This window comes from Acidisphaera sp. S103 (assembly GCF_009765975.1).
GTDB lineage: Bacteria > Pseudomonadota > Alphaproteobacteria > Acetobacterales > Acetobacteraceae > Rhodopila.
On record NZ_LMUJ01000024.1, the window covers coordinates 21,535 to 41,549 of the forward strand.

Annotated in this window: 16 protein-coding genes and 1 pseudogene; 10 read left to right on the forward strand and 7 right to left on the reverse strand. The window is 60.6% G+C overall.

Annotated features, from left to right (window positions below; translation table 11 throughout):
* From GSQ89_RS02235 to GSQ89_RS02250, 4 genes and pseudogenes are all read left to right on the forward strand, one after another.
* A pseudogene (locus tag GSQ89_RS02235) lies at positions 1 to 278 on the forward strand (tRNA uridine-5-carboxymethylaminomethyl(34) synthesis enzyme MnmG); the annotation flags it as partial.
* A gap of 67 nt (positions 279 to 345) precedes the next feature.
* Complete coding sequence (mutS, locus tag GSQ89_RS02240) at positions 346 to 2,928, forward strand: DNA mismatch repair protein MutS (protein WP_158921585.1); 2,583 nt, start codon at positions 346 to 348, stop codon at positions 2,926 to 2,928.
* Between the two features lie 13 nt (positions 2,929 to 2,941).
* Positions 2,942 to 5,758 (forward strand): [protein-PII] uridylyltransferase, encoded by a 2,817-nt coding sequence (locus tag GSQ89_RS02245; RefSeq protein WP_158921914.1) that lies wholly within the window; start codon positions 2,942 to 2,944, stop codon positions 5,756 to 5,758.
* A gap of 268 nt (positions 5,759 to 6,026) precedes the next feature.
* Positions 6,027 to 6,437, forward strand: coding sequence for a M23 family metallopeptidase (locus GSQ89_RS02250; RefSeq protein ID WP_254073054.1), 411 nt, complete (start codon positions 6,027 to 6,029; stop codon positions 6,435 to 6,437).
* Positions 6,438 to 6,446: 9 nt separating this feature from the next.
* Here GSQ89_RS02250 and GSQ89_RS02255 read toward each other — a convergent pair whose 3' ends face one another.
* Genes GSQ89_RS02255 through GSQ89_RS02265 form a run of 3 tightly spaced genes read right to left on the reverse strand, consistent with a single transcriptional unit; the run spans position 6,447 to position 9,483 of the window.
* Positions 6,447 to 7,727 carry a heme biosynthesis HemY N-terminal domain-containing protein gene (locus GSQ89_RS02255; protein ID WP_158921589.1) on the reverse strand — a complete coding sequence of 427 codons (1,281 nt, stop codon included), beginning with the start codon at positions 7,725 to 7,727 and terminating at the stop codon, positions 6,447 to 6,449.
* Entirely contained in the window at positions 7,727 to 8,668 is a 942-nt protein-coding gene (locus GSQ89_RS02260; RefSeq protein WP_158921591.1) for a COG4223 family protein, read from the reverse strand. Before GSQ89_RS02260 ends, GSQ89_RS02255 begins: the two co-directional genes overlap by 1 nt.
* Complete coding sequence (locus GSQ89_RS02265) at positions 8,665 to 9,483, reverse strand: uroporphyrinogen-III synthase (protein WP_158921593.1); 819 nt, start codon at positions 9,481 to 9,483, stop codon at positions 8,665 to 8,667. Before GSQ89_RS02265 ends, GSQ89_RS02260 begins: the two co-directional genes overlap by 4 nt.
* A gap of 8 nt (positions 9,484 to 9,491) precedes the next feature.
* Here GSQ89_RS02265 and tsaD point away from each other — a divergent pair, with 8 nt between their 5' ends.
* From tsaD to trpS, 5 genes are read left to right on the forward strand one after another with little or no spacing between them, the layout of a single operon-like run.
* The gene (gene tsaD, locus GSQ89_RS02270; protein ID WP_371734205.1) at positions 9,492 to 10,547 is read left to right on the forward strand and encodes a tRNA (adenosine(37)-N6)-threonylcarbamoyltransferase complex transferase subunit TsaD; all 1,056 of its coding nucleotides are present in this window, start codon (positions 9,492 to 9,494) and stop codon (positions 10,545 to 10,547) included.
* Positions 10,544 to 11,362 (forward strand): 23S rRNA (adenine(2030)-N(6))-methyltransferase RlmJ, encoded by an 819-nt coding sequence (locus tag GSQ89_RS02275; RefSeq protein ID WP_158921597.1) that lies wholly within the window; start codon positions 10,544 to 10,546, stop codon positions 11,360 to 11,362. The genes tsaD and GSQ89_RS02275 overlap by 4 nt, the downstream gene beginning before the upstream one ends.
* Positions 11,355 to 12,317 (forward strand): NAD(P)H-dependent glycerol-3-phosphate dehydrogenase, encoded by a 963-nt coding sequence (locus tag GSQ89_RS02280; protein ID WP_158921599.1) that lies wholly within the window; start codon positions 11,355 to 11,357, stop codon positions 12,315 to 12,317. The genes GSQ89_RS02275 and GSQ89_RS02280 overlap by 8 nt, the downstream gene beginning before the upstream one ends.
* 27 nt (positions 12,318 to 12,344) lie before the next feature.
* Entirely contained in the window at positions 12,345 to 13,934 is a 1,590-nt protein-coding gene (gene murJ / locus GSQ89_RS02285) for a murein biosynthesis integral membrane protein MurJ (RefSeq protein ID WP_158921601.1), read from the forward strand.
* A gap of 5 nt (positions 13,935 to 13,939) precedes the next feature.
* Positions 13,940 to 14,947, forward strand: coding sequence for a tryptophan--tRNA ligase (gene trpS, locus GSQ89_RS02290; RefSeq protein WP_158921916.1), 1,008 nt, complete (start codon positions 13,940 to 13,942; stop codon positions 14,945 to 14,947).
* A 16-nt stretch (positions 14,948 to 14,963) separates the two neighbouring features.
* On the opposite strand, the gene GSQ89_RS02295 is transcribed toward trpS, so the two are convergent.
* On the reverse strand, positions 14,964 to 16,226 hold the full coding sequence (locus GSQ89_RS02295) for a penicillin-binding protein activator (protein ID WP_254073039.1): 1,263 nt from the start codon (positions 16,224 to 16,226) through the stop codon (positions 14,964 to 14,966).
* On the opposite strand from GSQ89_RS02295, the gene rsmI reads away from it, so the two are divergent.
* Positions 16,211 to 17,104, forward strand: coding sequence for a 16S rRNA (cytidine(1402)-2'-O)-methyltransferase (rsmI, locus tag GSQ89_RS02300; protein WP_158921605.1), 894 nt, complete (start codon positions 16,211 to 16,213; stop codon positions 17,102 to 17,104). The two genes, GSQ89_RS02295 and rsmI, sit on opposite strands and share 16 nt — an antisense overlap.
* On the opposite strand, the gene queG is transcribed toward rsmI, so the two are convergent.
* From queG to tgt, 3 genes are read right to left on the reverse strand one after another with little or no spacing between them, the layout of a single operon-like run.
* Positions 17,089 to 18,183, reverse strand: coding sequence for a tRNA epoxyqueuosine(34) reductase QueG (gene queG / locus GSQ89_RS02305; protein ID WP_371734206.1), 1,095 nt, complete (start codon positions 18,181 to 18,183; stop codon positions 17,089 to 17,091). The genes rsmI and queG overlap by 16 nt on opposite strands.
* Before the next feature lie 23 nt (positions 18,184 to 18,206).
* Positions 18,207 to 18,674, reverse strand: coding sequence for a preQ(1) synthase (queF, locus tag GSQ89_RS02310; RefSeq protein ID WP_158921609.1), 468 nt, complete (start codon positions 18,672 to 18,674; stop codon positions 18,207 to 18,209).
* A complete protein-coding gene (tgt, locus tag GSQ89_RS02315) occupies positions 18,631 to 19,815 on the reverse strand; it encodes a tRNA guanosine(34) transglycosylase Tgt (RefSeq protein WP_158921611.1) in 1,185 nt (394 codons plus the stop codon). Before tgt ends, queF begins: the two co-directional genes overlap by 44 nt.
* Between the last annotated feature and the right edge of the window lie 200 nt (positions 19,816 to 20,015).

Below are 20,015 nucleotides of genomic sequence, written 5' to 3' on the forward strand. Positions count from 1 at the left end.
CACTGTCGGAACGCACGGCGGAGCAACTTCGTACCGATGCGCGCTATGCTGGCTACCTGCATCGGCAGCAGGCCGAGGTTCGGCTGAGCCGGCGGGAGGATAGTGTGGACCTGGAGGGCATTACGTTCGAAGACATCGGTGGCCTGTCCACGGAAATCCGCGAGAAGCTGAACCACGCCCGTCCGGAATCTCTTGGTGTAGCCGCCCGCATCCAAGGCATGACACCAGCGGCACTTGCGTCTATCGCCGCCTTTGTCCGTAAACGCACGGCGGCATAGCGAGACAGTGGACAGCGTCAGCAACAGCCTGGCCCCTACGCCGTCGGCCGCAGGGGCGACGCCAGCGATGGCACAATGGTTCGCGTGCAAGGCCGAACAGCCCGACGCACTGCTTTTCTTCCGGATGGGCGACTTCTATGAACTGTTTTTTGCTGACGCCGAAGCCGCGGCATCGGCGCTCGATATCGCACTGTCCCATCGTGGGGAGCACGCCGGCACGCCCATTCCGATGTGCGGCGTCCCGCATCATGCGTCGGAAATCTATCTTGCCCGCCTGATCCGGCGCGGCTTTCGCGTGGCCATCGTCGAGCAGATGGAGGATCCGAAGGCTCGAACAGGGAAGCTGCCGATCAAACGCGAGGTCGTCCGGGTCATTACGCCCGGCACGATCACGGAAGAATCTCTGCTGGAGGCCGGTCGGCCTAACCTGCTGATGAGCCTGACCTGGGACCGGGACGGACTTGGTGCCGCCTGGGTCGATGTCTCCACCGGACTTTTCGAAACCACGGCACTGGGAACATCGGAGCTTCCGGCACTGCTCGGGCGCTTGGAACCGGTGGAGGTTTTGGCGCCCCAGTCACTCGATCTTGGTGATTGGGCGGCCAATCGGTCCCCCGAGGTGGTGCCGTCGACACCGCTTATCGCACGCCGCCGATTGGCTGAAACGTTTGGCACTGCCAGCCTGGATGCGTTCGGCACTTTCACCGATGGCGAGGCGGTCGCCGCGGCCATGGCGGTGGACTACATCCGAAGCACCCAGTCAGGCGCCCTGCCCCGCCTTGGCCGCCCGGAACCACGGGGGCAGTCCGGCGCGCTTTTGATGGATGCGGCGACGCGGGCGAGCCTGGAGATACAGAAAACACGGGACGGCGGCAGCCAGCACACGCTTTTCGCAGCGGTGCAGCGTACTTTGACCGCGGCGGGCGCGCGACTGCTGGCGACGTGGCTCTCGGCACCGCTGACAGATCGGACCGCCATCACCGGGCGCCAGGACGCATGGTCGTGGTGCGTCGCGAGTCCCGAAGCGACCGATCGGCTGCGTGCGATCCTGCGAACTGTGCCGGATATGGCGAGGTCGCTGAGCCGCTTGTCGCTGAACCGGGGGACGCCGCGCGACCTCGTCGCCATTCGGGATGGACTGAACGCGGCGTTTGGCGGGGCAGAGATTCTGGAAGGGCCTCTTCCCGCTGCTCTTGCTGACGCGAGGTCCGCGATCCCCTCCGATTCCGCCCTGGCAGACGAATTGGCCCGAGCATTAGCTGATCCGGTGCCGGCTCGTCTCGAAGATGGTGGCGCGATCCGAACTGGTTTCGATGGGGAACTCGACGCGCATCGGACCCTGCGTGACGAAAGCCGCCAGGTCATTGCCAAACTGCAACTCGATTTCGCTCAGCGCTTCGGTGTCGCCAGCCTCAAGATCAAACATCACGCACAGCTTGGCTACATCATAGAGGCACCGTCCGTGGCGGTGGAGAAACTGCGGGGCTTTCCAGAACTGACGCTGCGGCAGGGAATGGCGAACGGCGCACGGTTTACCACGCCCGAATTGTCCGAACTGGATCAACGGATTCGAGAGGCAGCGGAGAAAGCGACTGCGCGAGAGCGCCTGGTGTTCGCCCATCTGGTTCGAGGCGTCCTGGCACAGGCGGACGAACTGGCGGCCTGTGCGGAAGCGATGGCCTATCTGGACGCAACACAATCCGCGGCAAGGCTGGCGCAAAGCGGCACCTGGGTAAGGCCCACTCTGACCGACACGAATGAGTTCCGTATCGAATCCGGGCGGCATCCGGTGGTGGAAAGCGCACTCGCCAGCCACGCGGCATTCGTGCCAAACCGCTGCGATCTTTCCCCCGATCAGCGGGTCATGTTGCTGACCGGCCCGAACATGGCTGGAAAATCTACCTTTCTACGCCAAAATGCGCTGTTCGTCGTGCTGGCCCAGGCCGGATTGCCACTGCCAGCCGAGACGGCGGTGTTGGGCATCGTGGACCGGTTGTTCAGCCGGGTTGGGGCCTCTGACGATCTGGCGCGCGGCCGTTCGACCTTCATGGTTGAGATGACGGAGACCGCGGCGATCCTGCATCAGGCGGGACCAAAATCGCTTGTTGTTGTCGATGAAATCGGACGCGGTACCTCAACCCTGGATGGACTGGCCATCGCCTGGGCGGTTTTGGAGGCTTTGCACTCCGCCATACGGTGCCGCACTATTTTCGCCACACATTTCCATGAACTTGCGGAACTGGCGGATCGCCTGCCACGGCTGAAGCCGCATACGATGCGGGTCAAGGAATGGAAGGGTACTGTGGTGTTTCTGCATGAAGTCGCCGAGGGTGCCGCCGGACGTTCCTGGGGCGTACATGTCGCGGAACTTGCCGGCGTCCCAGCGCAAGTGGTCCGCAGGGCCGCATCGCTGATGGCGGCCATGGAAAAGCATGGCGGACCACTCGGCAAGTCGGCATCACTGCAGGCGTTACCGTTATTCGCCGTGACGACGGAGCAAGAGGAACCACCGCCGCCCCCTGATGAATTCGCCCCGGTGCGTGACGCTTTGAATGAGATAAATCCCGACAACATGTCGCCTAAACAGGCGCTCGACGCCTTATATCGTCTTAAGACGCTTGTGGCGGGTTGCGCGGACGGGGCCACATAGTACCATCTATACGATGTTAACTCCCATTCCCTTGCCGCGTGCCCCCGAAGCTGCGGCCTCATTGCTCTCGGACGCCCTTGCTGGCATCGCCGAGGAGAGCGGCACGATTTCCCGAGAAGCCGCCGTCGGCGCTTTCCGGCGGCATTTGGCTCGTATCCAGTCTTATGTGCAGCACGCTTTTGAACACGAGCAGATCACCGGTCTCCAGGCCGCCCGACTTCTCGGTGCGTTGATCGACGGTGTGGTCGCGGCGCTATTCGAGCATAGTACAACCCAGACCGACCTGGGGTTTGTCGAGAATCTGAGCGTCGCCGCGACCGGCGGTTACGGTCGTGGTGTGCTGGCACCATTCAGCGATATCGACCTGCTGTTCCTGACCGCCGAGGATCCGACGCCGGAGACGCTGCGCGTCGTGGAATACATGTTGTATTTCCTGTGGGATCTGGGGCTGAAAGTCGGACACGCGACACGTTCGATCGGCGACTGTCTGATCGAGGGTGGCAAGGACACGACGATCCGGACGGCACTGCTCGATGCGAGATTTCTCACTGGTAACAAAACGCTGTTTGGCGACTTTCATCGCCGTTTCCGGGCCGCCTGCAAGGAAGCAGGAGCGGCCGAATACATCGCGGCAAAACAGGCCGAACGCGCGCTGCGTCATCGGCGCTATGGCGAAAGTCCGTTCGTTGTCGAGCCGAATGTAAAGGAAGGCCGGGGCGGCCTACGCGATCTGCAAACCTTGTACTGGATCGCACGCTACGTCTTCGACACCCAGACAATGGGCGAATTGGCTGATCTCGGCGGCATCCTGACGCAGCAGGAAGCCCGGCATGGACGACGGGCGTGGGAGTTTCTTTGGACCGTCCGATTCCACCTTCATTACGTGGCGGGCCGAGCCGAGGAACGGCTGACGTTTGATTTGCAGCCGGTTGTCGGGGCGCGGATGGGCTACACGCGCCATGGCCGCCAGGATGGCGTGGAGCGCTTCATGCGCCACTACTTCCTGACCGCGCGGGAAATCGCCCGTCTGACGCGAATCCTGGAGCCGGCGATCTTGCGATCGGCGCTCGGCCCTCCCGCTCTCGAGGCTGAGACTGACAACGCGCTGCTGTCTGCCGGTTTTGTGCTGGCGGAAGGCCAGTTATTGCCGATTGCTGGACGCGATTTCGATGCTGAACCGATCCAGATGTTGCGTATCCTGCAGGTCGCACGCGATCGGGGGCTGGAACTTCACCCTCTCGCCATACGTTCTTTTATCCAAAACGAGCGCCGGGCGGTTTCGCTTCGCGGGGACTTGAAGGCGGCCGCGATCTTCATGGATTTGCTGTGCGGCAAGGAGCCGGATCGTCATCGGCCCGGCGGACCGCATCCCGACGGCGCTCGATGGCTTGGTATTCTCAACGAGACAGGTTTTTTCGGCCGCTATTTGCCCGATTGGGCTCGCATCGTCGGCCAGATGCAGTTCGATACCTATCATATATTCACCGTGGATGAGCACACCATCGAGGCGGTGCGCGTACTCAATAAACTGGAACGAGGAGAGCTCGCCGAGGTCGCTCCGATCGCTTCGGAGCTGGTGGACAACGTCCAATCGCGGCGTTCGCTGTATCTCGCGATGTTGCTGCACGATATCGCTAAAGGTCGTGGAGGCGATCACTCCGCACTTGGCGCTGAAGTCGCTCTGGAAGTTGGACCGGCCCTGGGTATGACCGACGAAGAAACCGAGACCGTCTCCTGGCTGGTTCTTCACCACCTGTTGATGAGTGCTACGGCCTTCAAGCGCGACATCGACGATCCAAAAACGATCCTGGACCTGGCCGACACGATCCAGTCACCTGAACGTTTGCGATTGCTGTTGATCCTGACGGTCGCTGATATGCGCGCGGTCTCCAGCAAAGTTTGGAACGGTTGGAAGGCGACTCTGCTGCGGGAACTTTATTCGCGTGTCGCGGAGGTGTTGGCGGGGGGCCTGGCCACCACCGAACGAGATGTGCGCGTCGCGCGGGCGAAGCAGGCCGTGGAGGCGCTGTTAATTGACTGGGCTCCGGAGGAGATCGAACACTTTGCCGGACTTGGGTACGCTGGGTATTGGCTGTCATTCGACCCGGAAACGCATGCACGCCACGCAAGGCTGATTCGTGACGCCGAGCACCGAAAATCACCGCTGACCGTCGATACACAACCACTGCCGGCGCGAGCCGTTACGGAAGTAACAGTCTATTGTGCTGACTACGCCGGATTGTTCAGCAAGATTTCCGGAGCGCTGGCAGTCGCCGGTGCCTCTATCGTAGATGCACGCATCCATACGATGACGAATGGCATGGCGTTGGATACGTTTTGGATTCAGGACACGGCTGGCGGGACTTTCGATGCACCGCACAGATTGGCCCGCCTGTCGGTCTTGATCGAGCAAGCTCTGTCGGGCCGGTTGAGACTGTCGACGGAAATTCGCCGTGTTTCAAAGGTTCTGCTTGGCCGACGGATGCAGGCGATACATGTTCCCCCGCGCGTGGTTATCGACAACCGTGCCTCCAATACCCACACAGTGCTTGAGGTCAACGGTCGGGATCGCCCCGGCTTGCTACACGATGTCACCGCCGCGATCAGCGATCAGGGACTGCAAATCGCATCGGCTCATGTGACGACCTACGGGGTCCGGGCCGTGGATGTGTTCTACGTTAAGGACGTGTTCGGCCTGAAGATCGAGAACGAACGGAAACTGCAACCACTCCGGAAGGCGCTGCTTCTGGCGTTGAACAATCCCGACGATGTGACGCCGCCCGTCACCGTGCCGCCGGTCAGGAAGCTTAAGCGAGCCGCATCAGCATAAAGGCGCTGGCCATGTCGAACGCGGTCCTCATTGGACAACCAAGACGTGTTCCGCCTGGCGTGGTCGAAGGATTGATCCGACTGAGGACGCCTGGGGATTGATGAGGTCGGCAGTTTATCACCCGTGGATGCGATGTGGTGCCGTGATGCTCGCCCTTATGGCGATGCCCGATTTATCACAGGCGGTGGCATCTCATGTGCCAACCAATGCGGTTTTACTGCCGCCGGTCACACCGGCTTGCGTTTCGTCACCATTTGGACCTCGTATTATGCCGGGCAGGCCGTTAGCCGGCACGTTCCATGGTGGCATCGACATACCCGTACCAATCGGCAGCCCGGTGAGAACTGTCGCCCCGGGAACTATCATCCGGATTCACCGAAGGGGAGTCGGAGGCCTTGAGATGCTGATCCAGCACGACGGGTTCATCGGCGTTTACAGCCATCTGGGATTAATCGCGCCTGCGCTGGCAGAGGGTCGGAGAGCAGTCCACGGCGGTGAGAGGATCGCTACGGTTGGCCGCTCCGGCCTCACTTATGGTGCGCATTTATATTTTGGAATGATCGTCAACGGCCGTCCGGTCGATCCCGCAAGCTATCTCAATGTTGTCCCTTGTGGTGCGGATACGCAAACCGGCCAGAACGCTCGTGTTCGCTCCACGCGGGTGTTGTCTGGACACTGATCCAATAAGTCAGACGGTGACGACGGACAGGCCAGATGTTCGCACGGCACTCGACCATTGGATTGTTCCGATGCCGCCGCAGACATCGCATTTGGGATGCCACATCGCATGATCTGTGCGGCAGGTCGTGCATTGCCAGTGTGGGTCGGGTTCGGCGGTCGCTGCTCGGCGAAGCGCGTCGCGCTGGGCAAGCCGGCCGGCTTCGGTATCGCCATACTCCTGTTCCTCGATTTCAGCGAGGAGCAGGCACAGGCGCTGCTGTTTCAACCCTTCCTTCTCCGCGGTTTCGAGCTGATGACGGGCTTCACCTGTCAATCCGGCATCTAGGGCGACCCGCGCCAGAAGCAGCCGGCTCTCGGGGTGGGTGGGATTTCCCGCGACCAAGCGCTTGCCGGCCCTGGCGCGCGCCAGTTTATCTGGCTCCAGGGCCAAGGCGAACGCAGCAAGGTCGGGATGTGGCACGCGTTTCCAGGCATCCGCGATACACGACTGAGCACGTTTTTCATGGCCAGCCGCCCGGAGCCGACTTGCATAGGCCAGCACGGCCGGTGCGAAAGCAGGGTCCTGCCTCCATGCCTGTTTCGCAAAGGCAAGTGCTCGAGATGGATCGGCCTCAACGGCAGCCGCCGCGATATAATAGGTAGACCGACGCGAGTCGGGTCCGATCAATTCGAGCGCTTCGGCCCAATTTTCCGTCTGCAATGCCAGTTCGGCTCGCTGCTGCCGGAGCCACGCGGTGCCGGGATGGGCCGCCTCGGCTTGCTTCGCAATAATCAACGCTTCCGGCCAATCGCGGCGATCGACGGCTTGACGCAATAGGCCACGGAGTCCCAGAAAACTGGCATCCTTCTGTTTTGTAAGGGCGCGAAAGGCTTCCTCCGCCTCATCCTCTCGCCCGGACAATCGGGCTGCCTCAGCGACCAGCAGCAATGTCTGGGGCGAATCGCCCAGAAGATGACGGCCTCGCCTGGCTTCTTTGCGGGCGATCGCCGGCTCACCCGCCGCCAGAGCGATGAGGACTCGGGTTACCGTTCTTTCGCCCAAGGCAAGGCGATGCCGACGGCGCCAACCAGCACCTGCACGGGGAACCGCCAGTATGCCGCGCACGATACGCAGCAGAATGAGAACCACGACCAACAGAGCGACCAGCATCAGGATCGCGATCGGGGTCGAGGTTTCGACCGTGTAGGCTCCGATCGAAGCGACGACGTGCCCCGGAATCCCAGCCAACAGCCACGCCGCTGCCATGGTGACGCAGCCGACCAGAACGAAAAGAATAACCTTAAGCATCACGCCTGATCAGCCATGCCGGCCAGCGCAGACCGTGCGCTCAGCAGAGCCTTGGCGTCTGCTAGCCACTTTGCCATTGCTTGACCGGGCGCTCCTTTCATTGTTTCGATCGCGGTCACCGCGCCTGTGAGGTCACCAGCGTCAAGTGCAGCGCGGGCGTCGCTCAATGCGACGGCGGATGGATCACCCACCACGACATCGTCGCCGCGACGGATGGTTATCAGATCTTGCGCCCGTTGCCAGGCGCGGCTGATGAAGGGTGCATCGCTATTATCCGCCGGCTTCGCGGCCAGGGAGATTTGTTCATCGTGTGAGAAGCGAAGGCGAAGCTGTGCCTCGGTGGGTGGCGCGGCATGGGCATAGCGCGCGAGCGCTTCCGGCGCATTCGGCAGATCGCCGATAGGCCGGCCGGACGCGAGCGCGAAGGAAGCTTCTTGCAGCTTTGCAATGCGGTTGAGCCGTTTGGTAACGGCGTCAAGACTGACAGCGTTCGACTCGACAGCCGAGACCCGGCGGGTCAGCGCATCGAGCTGCTGTTTGGTTGCATCGAGGCCCGTCTGGTCTCGGCCCGACAGAGATTCGATCCGGCCTGACAATGTATCCAATCGGCTGGCAAGCTGTGTCTGATCTGCGATTCGTCCGTCGAGAGCGTCAACCCGAGCCGTGATTTTCCCTAGATCTGTGACGGGCCGATGCTCCAACCGCGTTAGACGTTCATCAATGTCCGCGAGGTGCTGTTCGATCGCGTGGGTTGCCGAGGCATCCCCGACCGATTGAGTCGGCATACCGGGGTATTGCCAAAGATAGAAGATAGCGGCGGCGAGTATGAGGAAACCAAGGCCATAGAGCCACGGGACGAGGTCGTATTTTGGCGAATTCGGCGTCGCCGCGACGGGCTCGGACGGTTCGTCGGGGGGTAACAGAAGCGGTTGGTCAGTCATTTTAGCAGCACCAGCATCGCATCCTGGTTTGGCTTCGCGGCGACGCAGATGCGTCGCCAAGGGAGAGACCTTAATGCCATGGCGGCCCGCTCGCTGATAGACACCGCTTCGACATCGCGAACAGCATCGGACAATTCGGCTGTTCGGAGAAGATGCGCGAAATGGCGGGCAGTCTCGCCGGAAAAAAACATCGCGGCCGCCAATTGGTGCCGGCGCAGGCAGATCGCTGCGGTCTCGGGCAAGGCGGGAACGCCCATAGCCTGATAAGCGACGCGTCGGATGACGTGAAAGCCACGTCGTCGGAGCAAGGTGGCCAGATCGGTCCCCTGCCCTTGCCCCGTCGGCAGATACAGGCTGCCATCCGCCGGTGACAGCATGTTCGCGACCAGATTGGCGAGGGCCCCGGCGTCTCCATCCGCGTTGAATACGCGATTGAAACCGGCCTCATTGGCCCGCTTGGCAGTCGCGGTGCCGACAGCGAAAACGGGGTGGTCATGCAAGGCGGGGGAACACGCCGCGACAGCGTTTTGGCTGGTCAAAAGAGTCGCGACGACACGATTGGGAGCACGAACGTCTCTGGCGACGATGGAAAGGACGGGCGCGATGATGGGCGAAAGACCGAGCGCGACCAGACGAGCGGCGGTTTCGGTGGCACCGGGCTCTGGTCTGGTGATCAAAACGCGCTTCAAAAGGCTGCTCTTGTCAAAGAGCCTCCGGTCGATGATGTGTGGCGTGGGGTGAATACGTCGTATCCTACTTCTGGACCTGCCGCCAGCAAGACCGATGACGGCATGCCTTGCGCCTGGGCAGGACATGGAAAGGTATGATGAAACCGGTTTTGGGGATCGAGACTTCTTGCGACGAGACAGCCGCGGCGGTGGTCGACGGCGACGGCCGTATCCTGGCCGAAGCCGTATTGAGTCAGCTCGGCGAACATGCGCCATTTGGCGGCGTTGTGCCGGAGATCGCTGCCCGGACGCATTTGCGACACCTCTCAGAACAGGTTCGCCACACGATGGCCGCGGCCGGGATTGGGTTTACTGATCTGGGCGGCGTCGCGGCAACGTCGGGGCCCGGGTTAATTGGCGGATTGATCGTCGGGTGTCAGTTCGGCAAAGGTGTGGCAATCGCCAGTCATATCCCATTCGTGGCCGTGAACCACTTGGAGGCGCATGCACTGACAGCTCGTTTGCCCGGGTTGGTGAAAGGGGGCGCCCCGTTCCCGTACCTGTTGTTTCTACTTTCCGGAGGGCATTCGCAGTGTATCGCGGTAACCGGCATTGGGCAGCATGTGCGGCTGGGTGGAACTGTCGATGACGCGGCTGGGGAGGCGTTCGACAAAGTCGCGAAGCTGCTGGGGTTGGATTGGCCGGGTGGGCCGGCCTTGGAGAAGATTGCCTCGGAAGGTGACCCAACAAGCCACCCATTTCCCCGGCCAATGGCACGGCGGCCAGGGTGCGATTTGAGTTTCTCGGGTCTGAAGACCGCAGTCGCGCAGACTGTGCTTCGAATAGGCCCGGAGCTGACGCGGGAACAGCGCGCCGACGTCGCCGCCAGTTTCCAACAAGCTGTCGTCGAGGTCCTCGCCGACCGGGCCAGACATGCGATGGATATGATGCAAGGGCGATTTCCACGGGCGAACCTGCTGGTGGTCGCCGGCGGAGTGGCGTCGAACGCCGCGGTACGGGCCGGCTTGGCGGACGCGGCCATGTCACGGGGGTTTCGCCTGGTCGCGCCGCCGGTCAGGCTATGTTCGGACAATGCGGTCATGGTTGCCTGGACCGGTGTCGAGCGGCTGCGACGTGGATGGAGCGACAGTCTTGATGTGAACGCTCGTCCACGCTGGCCGCTTGATATTCTGGAAGCGGTTGCAGGATGAATTACCGCCACGCCTATCACGCCGGCAATTTCGCCGATTGCTTCAAGCATGCGCTGCTGGTCGCGCTGCTCGATTCCCTGAGTCGCAAGCTGGCGCCGTATTTCGTGTTGGATACGCATGCGGGCGCAGGTGGGTACGACCTGGAAGCCGAAGAGGCCCGGCGCACCGACGAGGCCACACCGGGAATACGGCGTTTGCTGCAGCGACCATCACCGATTCTGGGGCGCTATCTCGGGCTGGTGGAACAGCTTGGTCTCTATCCGGGTTCTCCTGCACTGATCCGGGCGGTATTGCGCGGGAACGACCACTTGACCTGCTGCGAACTTCATCCCGAGGATGCGGCGAACCTGCGTCGACGATTCCATCGGGATGCGCATGTAGAAGTTCACGAACGATCCGGGTGGGAAGCCTTGGGCGCACTGTTGCCACCCCGGGAAAGGCGTGGGTTGGTCTTTATCGACCCGCCGTTCGAGGAGCGGGACGAATTCAGCATGCTGACGGATGGGCTTCGCCGCGGTCATGCCCGATTTAGCCACGGGATATTCGCCGGCTGGTACCCGGTCAAGAAAATGGCCGCGGTGCGAGAATTTCACGGGGGTCTGGTGTCATCCGGAATCCCGGACATCGTGTCGATTGAACTTCATCTGCGAGAGACAACAAATCCCGAGCGGCTTAATGGATGTGGCCTGATCGTGATTAATCCACCATACCAATTTGAGAGTCAGGCGCAGTCTATCGCCAACGCCGTCCTGGACGGGCTTGGGGACAACGAAATTGGAGCGGGAGCAACCGTGATCAGGTTGGCGGATGAGTAAGGTTGCCATCATTGGTGCCGGAGCATGGGGGACCGCATTGTCGCTTCAGGCGATAAGAGCAGGGCATCACGTCGCGCTGATCGCGCGGGATGAAGCGACAGCTTCCGCCGTCAAGGCGAGCAGAGAAAACCGACGGCTGCCGGGATATCGCCTGCCGGACTCGCTTGAGGTGCGTCACAATCTGCCGAGCGACGCCGATTTGTTACTGTGGGCTATTCCGACACAGCATCTTCGTTCGTCACTTTTACGCCTGCAGCCCGCGGATGGCGCAATCGTCGTTTGCGCGAAGGGTGTGGAAGCGAAGACGGGCTTGTTGCCGTTGGAAGTGGCGAGTGAGGTGTCTCCATCTCGTCCACTTGCTATTTTGACGGGTCCGAACTTCGCGCATGAGGTGGCGAGGGGTCTGCCGGCCGCGGCGGTCGTGGCAAGTGTGAATGCCGGCCTTCGGGAACAGGTGCGTGCGATGCTAGGGACCAGCACCTTCCGTTTGTATGGCAATGATGACCCGATTGGCGCACAGCTCGGTGGGGCCGCGAAGAACGTCATCGCGATCGCCGCGGGTGCCGTCATAGGCGCGGGACTGGGTGAAAATGCTCGCGCGGCACTGGTGACGCGTGGATTGAGCGAACTGCGCCGCCTGGGCGTCGCACTTGGCGGGCGGGCGGAAACGGTGATGGGTCTATCGGGTTTGGGAGATCTGTTGCTGACCTGTACCGGACCTTCCAGCCGGAATTTCAGCCTGGGTTATGCGCTGGGACGTGGTGCAATCCTGTCGAACATACTTGCCAGCCGATCGGAAGTGACAGAGGGGGTTCTTACGGCCGCCGCGCTTGTCGCCCGAGCGGGGGAAATCGAACTGCCAATCTGCCGCGCGGTGGCGGAGTTGCTGGCTGGGGTGAAAACGTTGGATCAGGCGATCACGCAACTTTTGTCGCGCCCGCAGCGGGATGAATAAGAACCGCATGGCACGACAAGGCGCGACATGCTGAGGGGAATTCTGACTGTTGGCGGTTGGACGCTGATTAGCCGGCTTCTCGGCTTCGCGCGCGATATGCTGATCGCGGCATTGATTGGAACGGGCCCGATCGCAGATGCATTTTTCGTCGCTTTGAAGCTGCCCAACCTGTTCCGCCGCCTGTTTGGCGAGGGCGCCTTCAACGCCGCTTTTATCCCCGCCTTCTCTGGGCTGCTGCATACGGAAGGAAGCGGCGCGGCCAGACAGTTTGCGGAGGAAGCTTTCGCATTGATGGCCTTCTGGCTTGGGATCATGACGATCCTGGGCGAGATATTCATGCCGGAATTCATGGTCGTGCTGGCGCCCGGATTCGCTGAGGATCCCAACAAATTCGCCCTCGCCGTCAGCCTTTCGAGGATCACATTTCCCTATCTCGTTCTAATCTGTCTGGCTGCTTTGGTCTCGGGCATCCTGAATGGGCTGGAGAAATTTACTGCAGCGTCGGCGTCCTATGTGCTGTTCAACATCATTTCGATCGCGTGCATGATCTGGATGACGCCGTATGTCCCGACCGTTGGTCATGCGCTGTCTTGGGGCGTCACGATTTCCGGGGTCGCGCAACTTGGCCTGCTGATGATAGCGGTTCGGCGGGGAGGTATGAGACTCACGATTCCGCGGCCTCGAATGACGCCGCAGATGCGTATACTGATGCGCCGAATGGCACCGGGCCTTGTGGGTGCTGGAGTGACCCAGCTCAATCTGACAGTCGATGTGATCATCGCCAGTTTGCTGCCGCCGGGCACGGTGTCGGTGCTATATTTTGCGGATCGCGTGCAGCAGTTGCCGTTGGGTGTGATCGGCACTGCCGTTGGAACCGCGCTTTTGCCGCTGCTGTCCCGGCAGGTTCGCGCTGGCGAGGCCACCTCGGCTATCGGAACGCTGAATCGGGCGATCGAATACGGGTTATTTCTGACACTGCCGGCGGCGCTGGCGCTGATGGTCTGTGCGTATCCGATCATGCTTGTCTTGTTCGGTCGTGGTGCGTTTGGTCTGCAAAGTGTGCTGTTCTCCTCACAGTCCTTGGCCGCCTATGCACTTGGGCTGCCCGCTTTCGTGCTGGTGAAAGTTCTTGCGCCGGCGTTCTTCGCACGCGGCGACACCAGTATGCCGGTCAAGATCGGGGTCGGTTGCGTGACATTGAACCTGATCCTTAATCTCGCATTTATGGTGCCTCTGGCCCACGTCGGGCCGGCGCTGGCGACCAGTGTGGCCGCGATCTGTAATGTTGGCGGCTTGGCGTTCGTTCTGAGGCAGCGGGGACACTTCGCGCCGGATCGTCAACTGCGTCGCCGATGCACTGGCATGATCGGGGCCTCGATCGCCATGGCTTTGGTCTTGTGGGGTTTGCGGATTTTGCTGTTTCAAGCTCCTCCGCATGGATGGATGCGAATGGCGTCTCTCGGCGGATTGGTGGGTGCGGGCATGTTAACTTACGTGGTCGCAGCTTCCCTCCTAGGCGCTTATGATTTTCGGGATATCGGTCGGATGATGTCGCGTCGTCGCTTGCGTGGCGGTGGCGGATCAGCCATCAGTTCGCCCCCAACGACAGAGACTTGAACGGTATGCAGCGCGTTTTCTCCGGCATTCAGCCGTCCGGCATTCCCACATTGGGAAACTATCTGGGTGCGATTCGCAATTGGGTTAAGATTCAGGACAACCACGACTGCCTCTGGTGCGTGGTGGACCTGCATGCCATCACGGTTTGGCAGGATCCGGCGGTGCTCCGCCAACAGTCATTGGAGATGGCAGCCGTTCTTTTGGCCTGCGGTGTCGATCCGGCGAAGCATATACTGTTCCTGCAATCAGCCGTTCGCGCCCATGCGCAGCTTGCCTGGATCTTCAACTGTGTCGCGCGGCTTGGCTGGCTCAACCGCATGACGCAGTTCAAGGACAAGGCGGGAAAGGACAGGGAAAATGTTTCGTCCGGCCTTTATGTCTATCCAAACCTGATGGCCGCGGACATTCACGCCTATCATGCGACCCGCGTGCCGGTGGGCGATGACCAGCGGCAGCATCTGGAACTTGCCAACGACATTGCGCAAAAGTTCAACCACGATTACGGCGTTGATTTTTTCCCAAACATTGAGCCAGTGATCCTCGGCGCGGGCGCCCGCGTCATGAGTTTGCGCGATGGCACGAAGAAGATGTCGAAGTCGGATCCATCGGATCAGAGCCGAATCAATCTGAACGACAACGCCGATACAATCGCCCTCAAAATTCGGCGTGCCAAGACAGATCCGTTGCCACTACCGTTTGATGTCCAGGAGTTGGCCGAGCGGCCAGAGGCACGGAACCTTGTCGGGATCTATGCCGCTCTGACTGATAGTGACCACGCCTCGGTACTGAAGGAGCACGGGGGTCAAGGGTTCGGACCATTCAAGAATGCGCTTACGATGTTGCTGATCGAAAAATTGGCGCCGATTGCTTCAGAAACCCAGCGGCTGCTCAGCGATCAGGAAGCACTTATCAATCTTCTTCGAGTCGGAGCAGAACGGGCGGCCGTGATCGCAGACCCAATTGTGAAGGAGGCCGAACGACTGGTTGGCTTCGTCGGCCTTCGCGGAGATTGACGGCCCCTTCCTTCGATCACACCCCTGGCGCCGCAGCAGATTGGGGCGCGGGATCAATCAGTTCCGGGCCGCCGGGTTCAACCTTAAAAACCGCCAGTCCGCGCTTTACCTGGCCGTCCGGCTGCAACATGAACCAGCCATCGGTTCCAATAAAGCCGCCCGGCTGCGTCAAGATCGCGATGTCACTGCCTCGCGAACCAACGGCTACCTTCGCAACAGAAGCCGCGTCGTAGGCCAAGTCCGCCAGAGTTGGGGGCGGAGCGTTATATTTGGCTGCGTAATCACGTTCGAGATTGGTACGCATACTGCTGTCGGGTGCGGCATACCACGCGCCCGAAAAGGCTCCCGAGCCACTCGACGGGCCAGCCCAAAGAGATGGGCCGATGATCTGAACAGCCGAACGATTGATATCATAGTAGGGCAGAACGGCGGCAATCTCCTGCAACGCCTCCCCAGTATCGGCAAGAAGCAGGACATTGAACGGTGCCGGGGGGATAGAGGTCTTCGCCAACTCCTGCGCTTCGCGACGACCTTCCGGGGTCCCCAGCGCCCGAGCTGCCTTGATCTTCGCTTCGATCGGTCCTCGCCGGTCGGCATAATCGGACAAGGCGCGCGCCGCCGTGTTTATGGAAGCCATGCCTGGTGGATGCATTTTCACGTTCGCCGGCTGTAGACCGCCGGTTTCGGTCGCCTTCGTGAGTGCAGTCGCCATCGCCTGACCAAACTCCGAATCGGGCAACAACGCTGCGAACTGTGATTTCCCCTGGGCCTGGGCTGCGGCGACAAGCCGCCGGATTTGCTGATTCGGCGAGATACCGAGGGGCCAGACCCCTGGTTGAGATTGGGAGGTGTCGTTGGTGAACGCCAAGACCGGGATGCCTGCCCGGCGGGCGATCGGCGCGACAGACGCGGTTTCCGGCGAGGTCAGCGGTCCCAGGATCAAACTGTCGCCCTTGGCGATGGCAGCTTGGGCCGCCGCGGCCGCTCCTGTGGCGGTTCCGCCGGTGTCCAGAACATCCAGCGAAGGGCCACTGTTATCCTGCAATGCAAGTTGAGCCGCCTGTTGCAGAACCTGACCAAGGTCCGCTCGTGGGCCCGTCAATGGGAGTAGTATGGCTACCGCGTGCCTTGTCTGACCCGGTCCGGGTGAATTTGGACCTAGCGAGGTTGGAGCATTCGATCCAGGTTGGTATCCCGCTCCGTACCGTCCGGAGTACTGCTCACCGCAGCCCGATAGTGTCAGGGCGAAAATAAGGAGAAGGAATGCCCGTTGCCGCATCGGCCGCGTCTCCCGATGATCCGCGAGACGGCCAGCCCGCCTCGTTCCACGGACTTGTGCTAGTTTCCACGCCGATCGGCAACCTGGGGGACATTTCGGCGCGTGCCCGGGCTGCCCTAGAGGCCTGCGACCTGATTTTGTGCGAAGACACCCGTCACACTGGACGTCTGCTCGCGGCCCTGGACATCCACAGCCGAACCGAAGCCCTGCATGAGCATAACGAGGACGCCAAGATCCAATCGGTTCTCGCTAGGCTGCGGGCGAACCAGACGATTTGTCTGGTTTCCGATGCCGGGACTCCGCTTGTGTCCGATCCGGGATACCGGCTTGTCCGGGCGGCAATAGAAGCCGATCTACGAGTGACGGCGATGCCGGGGCCAAACGCGGCCATAACCGGGTTGATACTCTCTGGGTTACCCCCATTGCCATTCCTGTTTCTTGGATTCCCGCCCCCAAGGCAGGCGGCTCGACGGGCGGCATTTGGTGGATTGCGGGCTGCCGAACGGTCGGGCTTGTCCGCGACGCTGGTTTGGCATGAAGCGCCCCATCGATTGCTTGAGACTTTGGCCGATCTGCTTGAGGTGTTTGGAGATCGGCACGCCGCGGTAGCGCGAGAGCTGACGAAGCGCTTCGAAACGGTTGAACGCGGGAAAGTGAGTTACCTCACGGATTTGTTTACACGGGAACCGCCGCGCGGTGAGATCACGCTGCTGATTGGGCCGCCTGAAACAGATGATCCCGAGGACCTCGATGGGCGGCTACGGGCCGCGCTGGCCACACAAACGGTCAAGGATGCAGCGGCCCTGGTGAGCACGGCAACGGGGTTGCCGCGGAAGCTGGTTTATGCGCGTGCGCTGCAGATTCATGGGGAGAGTTGATCCAGCTGTTCCGCGGCCCAGTCGGCCGCCTCGGCCACAACCGGGTCGGGATCAAGCCGCAATGCCTCCGCAGACGGACGCAACGCGAGATCGTTGGAATTTCCTATGGCGATCAGAACGTTCCGGACGAAACGGTTTCGTCCGATACGTTTGATCGGCGAGCCGGAAAACATAGACCGAAACCGGTGGTCATCCAATGCAACCAATTCCGCCAGGAGCGGCGCGTTTAAGGTGTCTGTGCCGATGAGTTGCTCATGGGTGGTTGGCCGAGCAAACTTGTTCCATGGACAGACAGCGAGACAATCGTCGCAGCCATAGATTCGGTTGCCTATTCCTTTGCGAAGATCGTGTGGGATCGGTCCTTTATGTTCAATCGTGAGATAGGAGATGCAGCGCGTTGCGTCGAGCCGATAGGGCGCTGGGAATGCCTTGGTTGGGCAAACATCAAGGCAACGCGAACAAGAGCCACAATGATCGCCTGTCGTTTCATCTTGTTGCAACTGCAACGTGGTATAGATTTCACCGAGTAAAAGCCAAGAGCCGTGATCGCGCGAAACGAGATTAGTATGCTTCCCTTGCCATCCCAGTCCGCTGCTCTGCGCCAATGGCTTTTCCATAACTGGGGCGGTATCGACGAAGACCTTCACCTCGCACGCAAAGCGTGATACCAGGACCTGGGCCAGATGTTTCAATTTGCCCTTGATGAGGTCGTGGTAATCGCGATTCCTGGCGTAAACTGATATCGCGCCTTTGCTTCGTTGCGCCGTGATCGCGAGGGGGTCGTCCTTGGGTGCGTAAGAAAAACCAACAACGATCACACTCCGCGCTTCGGGCCATAGTGACTGTGGATGGCTTCTTTGCTCGGCTTTGGCTGCCAGCCATCCCATGTCGCCGTGATAGCCCGCCTGAATGAAGTGAGCCAACCGCGCCCGCGCTTCCGGGCCTAGGGTAGCCGGACAGAATCCGACGGCATCGAAACCTATCCGCATTGCGTTGTCCCGGATTTGGCTTCGCGGATCAGCCCAGCGACCCTTGTCCGTTGCACCGCCGCGTGTGGGCTTGGATTCCATCGCAGTCAAACCTCTTCGCACACGACTGTATTTTAGCCACGCCCACGATAGGAAGGCACATCCTGCGCCGGTACCCAAGTGTCGGACGGCGGAACACTGGATTGCCAGAACACATCGATGGGAATGCCGCCTCTTGGATACCAATAGGCGCCTATACGCAACCATACGGGATCCAGAAGGCTAATCAATTTGCCCGCGATTTCCATAGTACAAGCCTCGTGAAAGGCACCATGATTTCGATATGAGCCCATGAGCAATTTGAACGACTTGCTTTCGACGAGCCAGTTATTAGGAATATAGTCTATCATAATGTGCGCGAAGTCCGGTTGACCCGTTAGAGGACAGAGCGATGTGAACTCCGGACAGGTCAATCGCACGATGTAATGCTTGCCGACAGCCGGATTGACGACGCGCTCCAGCACCGCAGCATGGGGATTGGTGGGTTGGGCCGAATGTTTACCCAGGAGTGTAAGGTGTTCGTAGGACGGGGTTTCGGTCATTGGGATACCTCCCGCTTTTCCAGCTTGCGCGCAACCATGCGGCATGACCCGCGAATTCGCCCGCTTGAATCGCGGAACGGATGCCCCCCATGAGATCCTGATAATAGGTGAGATTGTGCCAGGTGAGGAGCATTGGCCCCAGCATTTCGCCCGCCCGAAACAGATGGTGAAGGTAGGCCCGGCTGTGTTTCATGCAAGTGGGGCAACCACATTCGGGATCAAGCGGCGCTGGATCGCCGGCGAAGCGCGCATTCCGCAGGTTATGCACACCGGAGGCTGTGTAGGCACGTGCAGTACGACCTGCCCGGGTTGGGATCACGCAGTCAAACATGTCTATGCCGCGCGCAACCGCGCTGAGAATGTCGTCCGGCGTCCCGACACCCATCAAATATCGAGGCGCGGCTTCGGGGAGATATGGAACGGTTGCGTCGAGCGTCTCTAGCATGGCGGTCTGCCCCTCGCCGACTGCCAATCCGCCGACTGCGTATCCATCGAATCCTATATCTTTCAACGCACTGACTGACCGCAAGCGCAGGTCCTTGTAGATGCCACCTTGGACAATACCGAACAGGGCGTATCCTGGTCGTGGACGAAATGCCTGCTTCGACAGGTCTGCCCAGCGCATCGACATCTCCATCGATGATTCCGCCTCCTCATATGCCGCGGGGAATGCTGTGCATTCGTCCAAGACCATGGTGATGGTCGAATCGAATTTGTCTTGCAAGTTCATGCAAATAGCTGGCGTCAGGCGATGGCGGCTACCGTCGATATGGGATTGAAAGGTCACACCATCTCGGTCGATCTTCCGCAGAGCGGCCAGTGACATGACCTGGAAGCCCCCGGAGTCGGTCAAAATAGGGCCTGGCCAATCCATGAAGCGATGAAGACCTCCGAGATCCGCAATCCTGTCGGCGCCGGGACGCAACATCAGGTGGTAGGTGTTGCCCAGGACGCACTGGCACCCGGTTGACCGAACCGCATCGGCGGTCATGGCCTTGACGGTCCCAGCGGTGCCCACGGTCATAAACGCAGGCGTTTCGAAAGAGCCGTGGGCGGTGTGCAAGACACCGATACGAGCCCGCCCGTCAGCGGCAAAGGCTTGAAAGCCATATTGCGTGGTCGTCGTCGGCACTACGTTCATCAGGGGTGCGTAAAGCGGGTCAGCGGGGTCTGACAAGGGTATATATCGCACGGTTTGCTCGTATCCGATGCCTCAAGAACCGACAATTCCGAACACTAGGAAAAAAGGCTTGACCAAACACCCCAAAATAGAGTATGGTTCGCCCTATGATCGAGGTTTGACGGCATCGGCCGGTCCCTCGTGACTCACCATTCCAGGGA

Bases quoted from the DNA above. Each gene is read 5' to 3' on its own strand.
- mutS (WP_158921585.1), top strand. From the start codon at position 346: ATGGCACAATGGTTCGCGTGCAAGGCCGAACAGCCCGACGCACTGCTT.
- GSQ89_RS02245 (WP_158921914.1), top strand. From the start codon at position 2,942: ATGTTAACTCCCATTCCCTTGCCGCGTGCCCCCGAAGCTGCGGCCTCA.
- GSQ89_RS02250 (WP_254073054.1), top strand. From the start codon at position 6,027: ATGCCGGGCAGGCCGTTAGCCGGCACGTTCCATGGTGGCATCGACATA.
- GSQ89_RS02255 (WP_158921589.1), bottom strand. From the start codon at position 7,727: ATGCTTAAGGTTATTCTTTTCGTTCTGGTCGGCTGCGTCACCATGGCA.
- GSQ89_RS02260 (WP_158921591.1), bottom strand. From the start codon at position 8,668: ATGACTGACCAACCGCTTCTGTTACCCCCCGACGAACCGTCCGAGCCC.
- GSQ89_RS02265 (WP_158921593.1), bottom strand. From the start codon at position 9,483: ATGTCCTGCCCAGGCGCAAGGCATGCCGTCATCGGTCTTGCTGGCGGC.
- tsaD (WP_371734205.1), top strand. From the start codon at position 9,492: ATGATGAAACCGGTTTTGGGGATCGAGACTTCTTGCGACGAGACAGCC.
- GSQ89_RS02275 (WP_158921597.1), top strand. From the start codon at position 10,544: ATGAATTACCGCCACGCCTATCACGCCGGCAATTTCGCCGATTGCTTC.
- GSQ89_RS02280 (WP_158921599.1), top strand. From the start codon at position 11,355: ATGAGTAAGGTTGCCATCATTGGTGCCGGAGCATGGGGGACCGCATTG.
- murJ (WP_158921601.1), top strand. From the start codon at position 12,345: ATGCTGAGGGGAATTCTGACTGTTGGCGGTTGGACGCTGATTAGCCGG.
- trpS (WP_158921916.1), top strand. From the start codon at position 13,940: ATGCAGCGCGTTTTCTCCGGCATTCAGCCGTCCGGCATTCCCACATTG.
- rsmI (WP_158921605.1), top strand. From the start codon at position 16,211: ATGCCCGTTGCCGCATCGGCCGCGTCTCCCGATGATCCGCGAGACGGC.
- GSQ89_RS02295 (WP_254073039.1), bottom strand. From the start codon at position 16,226: ATGCGGCAACGGGCATTCCTTCTCCTTATTTTCGCCCTGACACTATCG.
- queF (WP_158921609.1), bottom strand. From the start codon at position 18,674: ATGACCGAAACCCCGTCCTACGAACACCTTACACTCCTGGGTAAACAT.
- tgt (WP_158921611.1), bottom strand. From the start codon at position 19,815: ATGAACGTAGTGCCGACGACGACCACGCAATATGGCTTTCAAGCCTTT.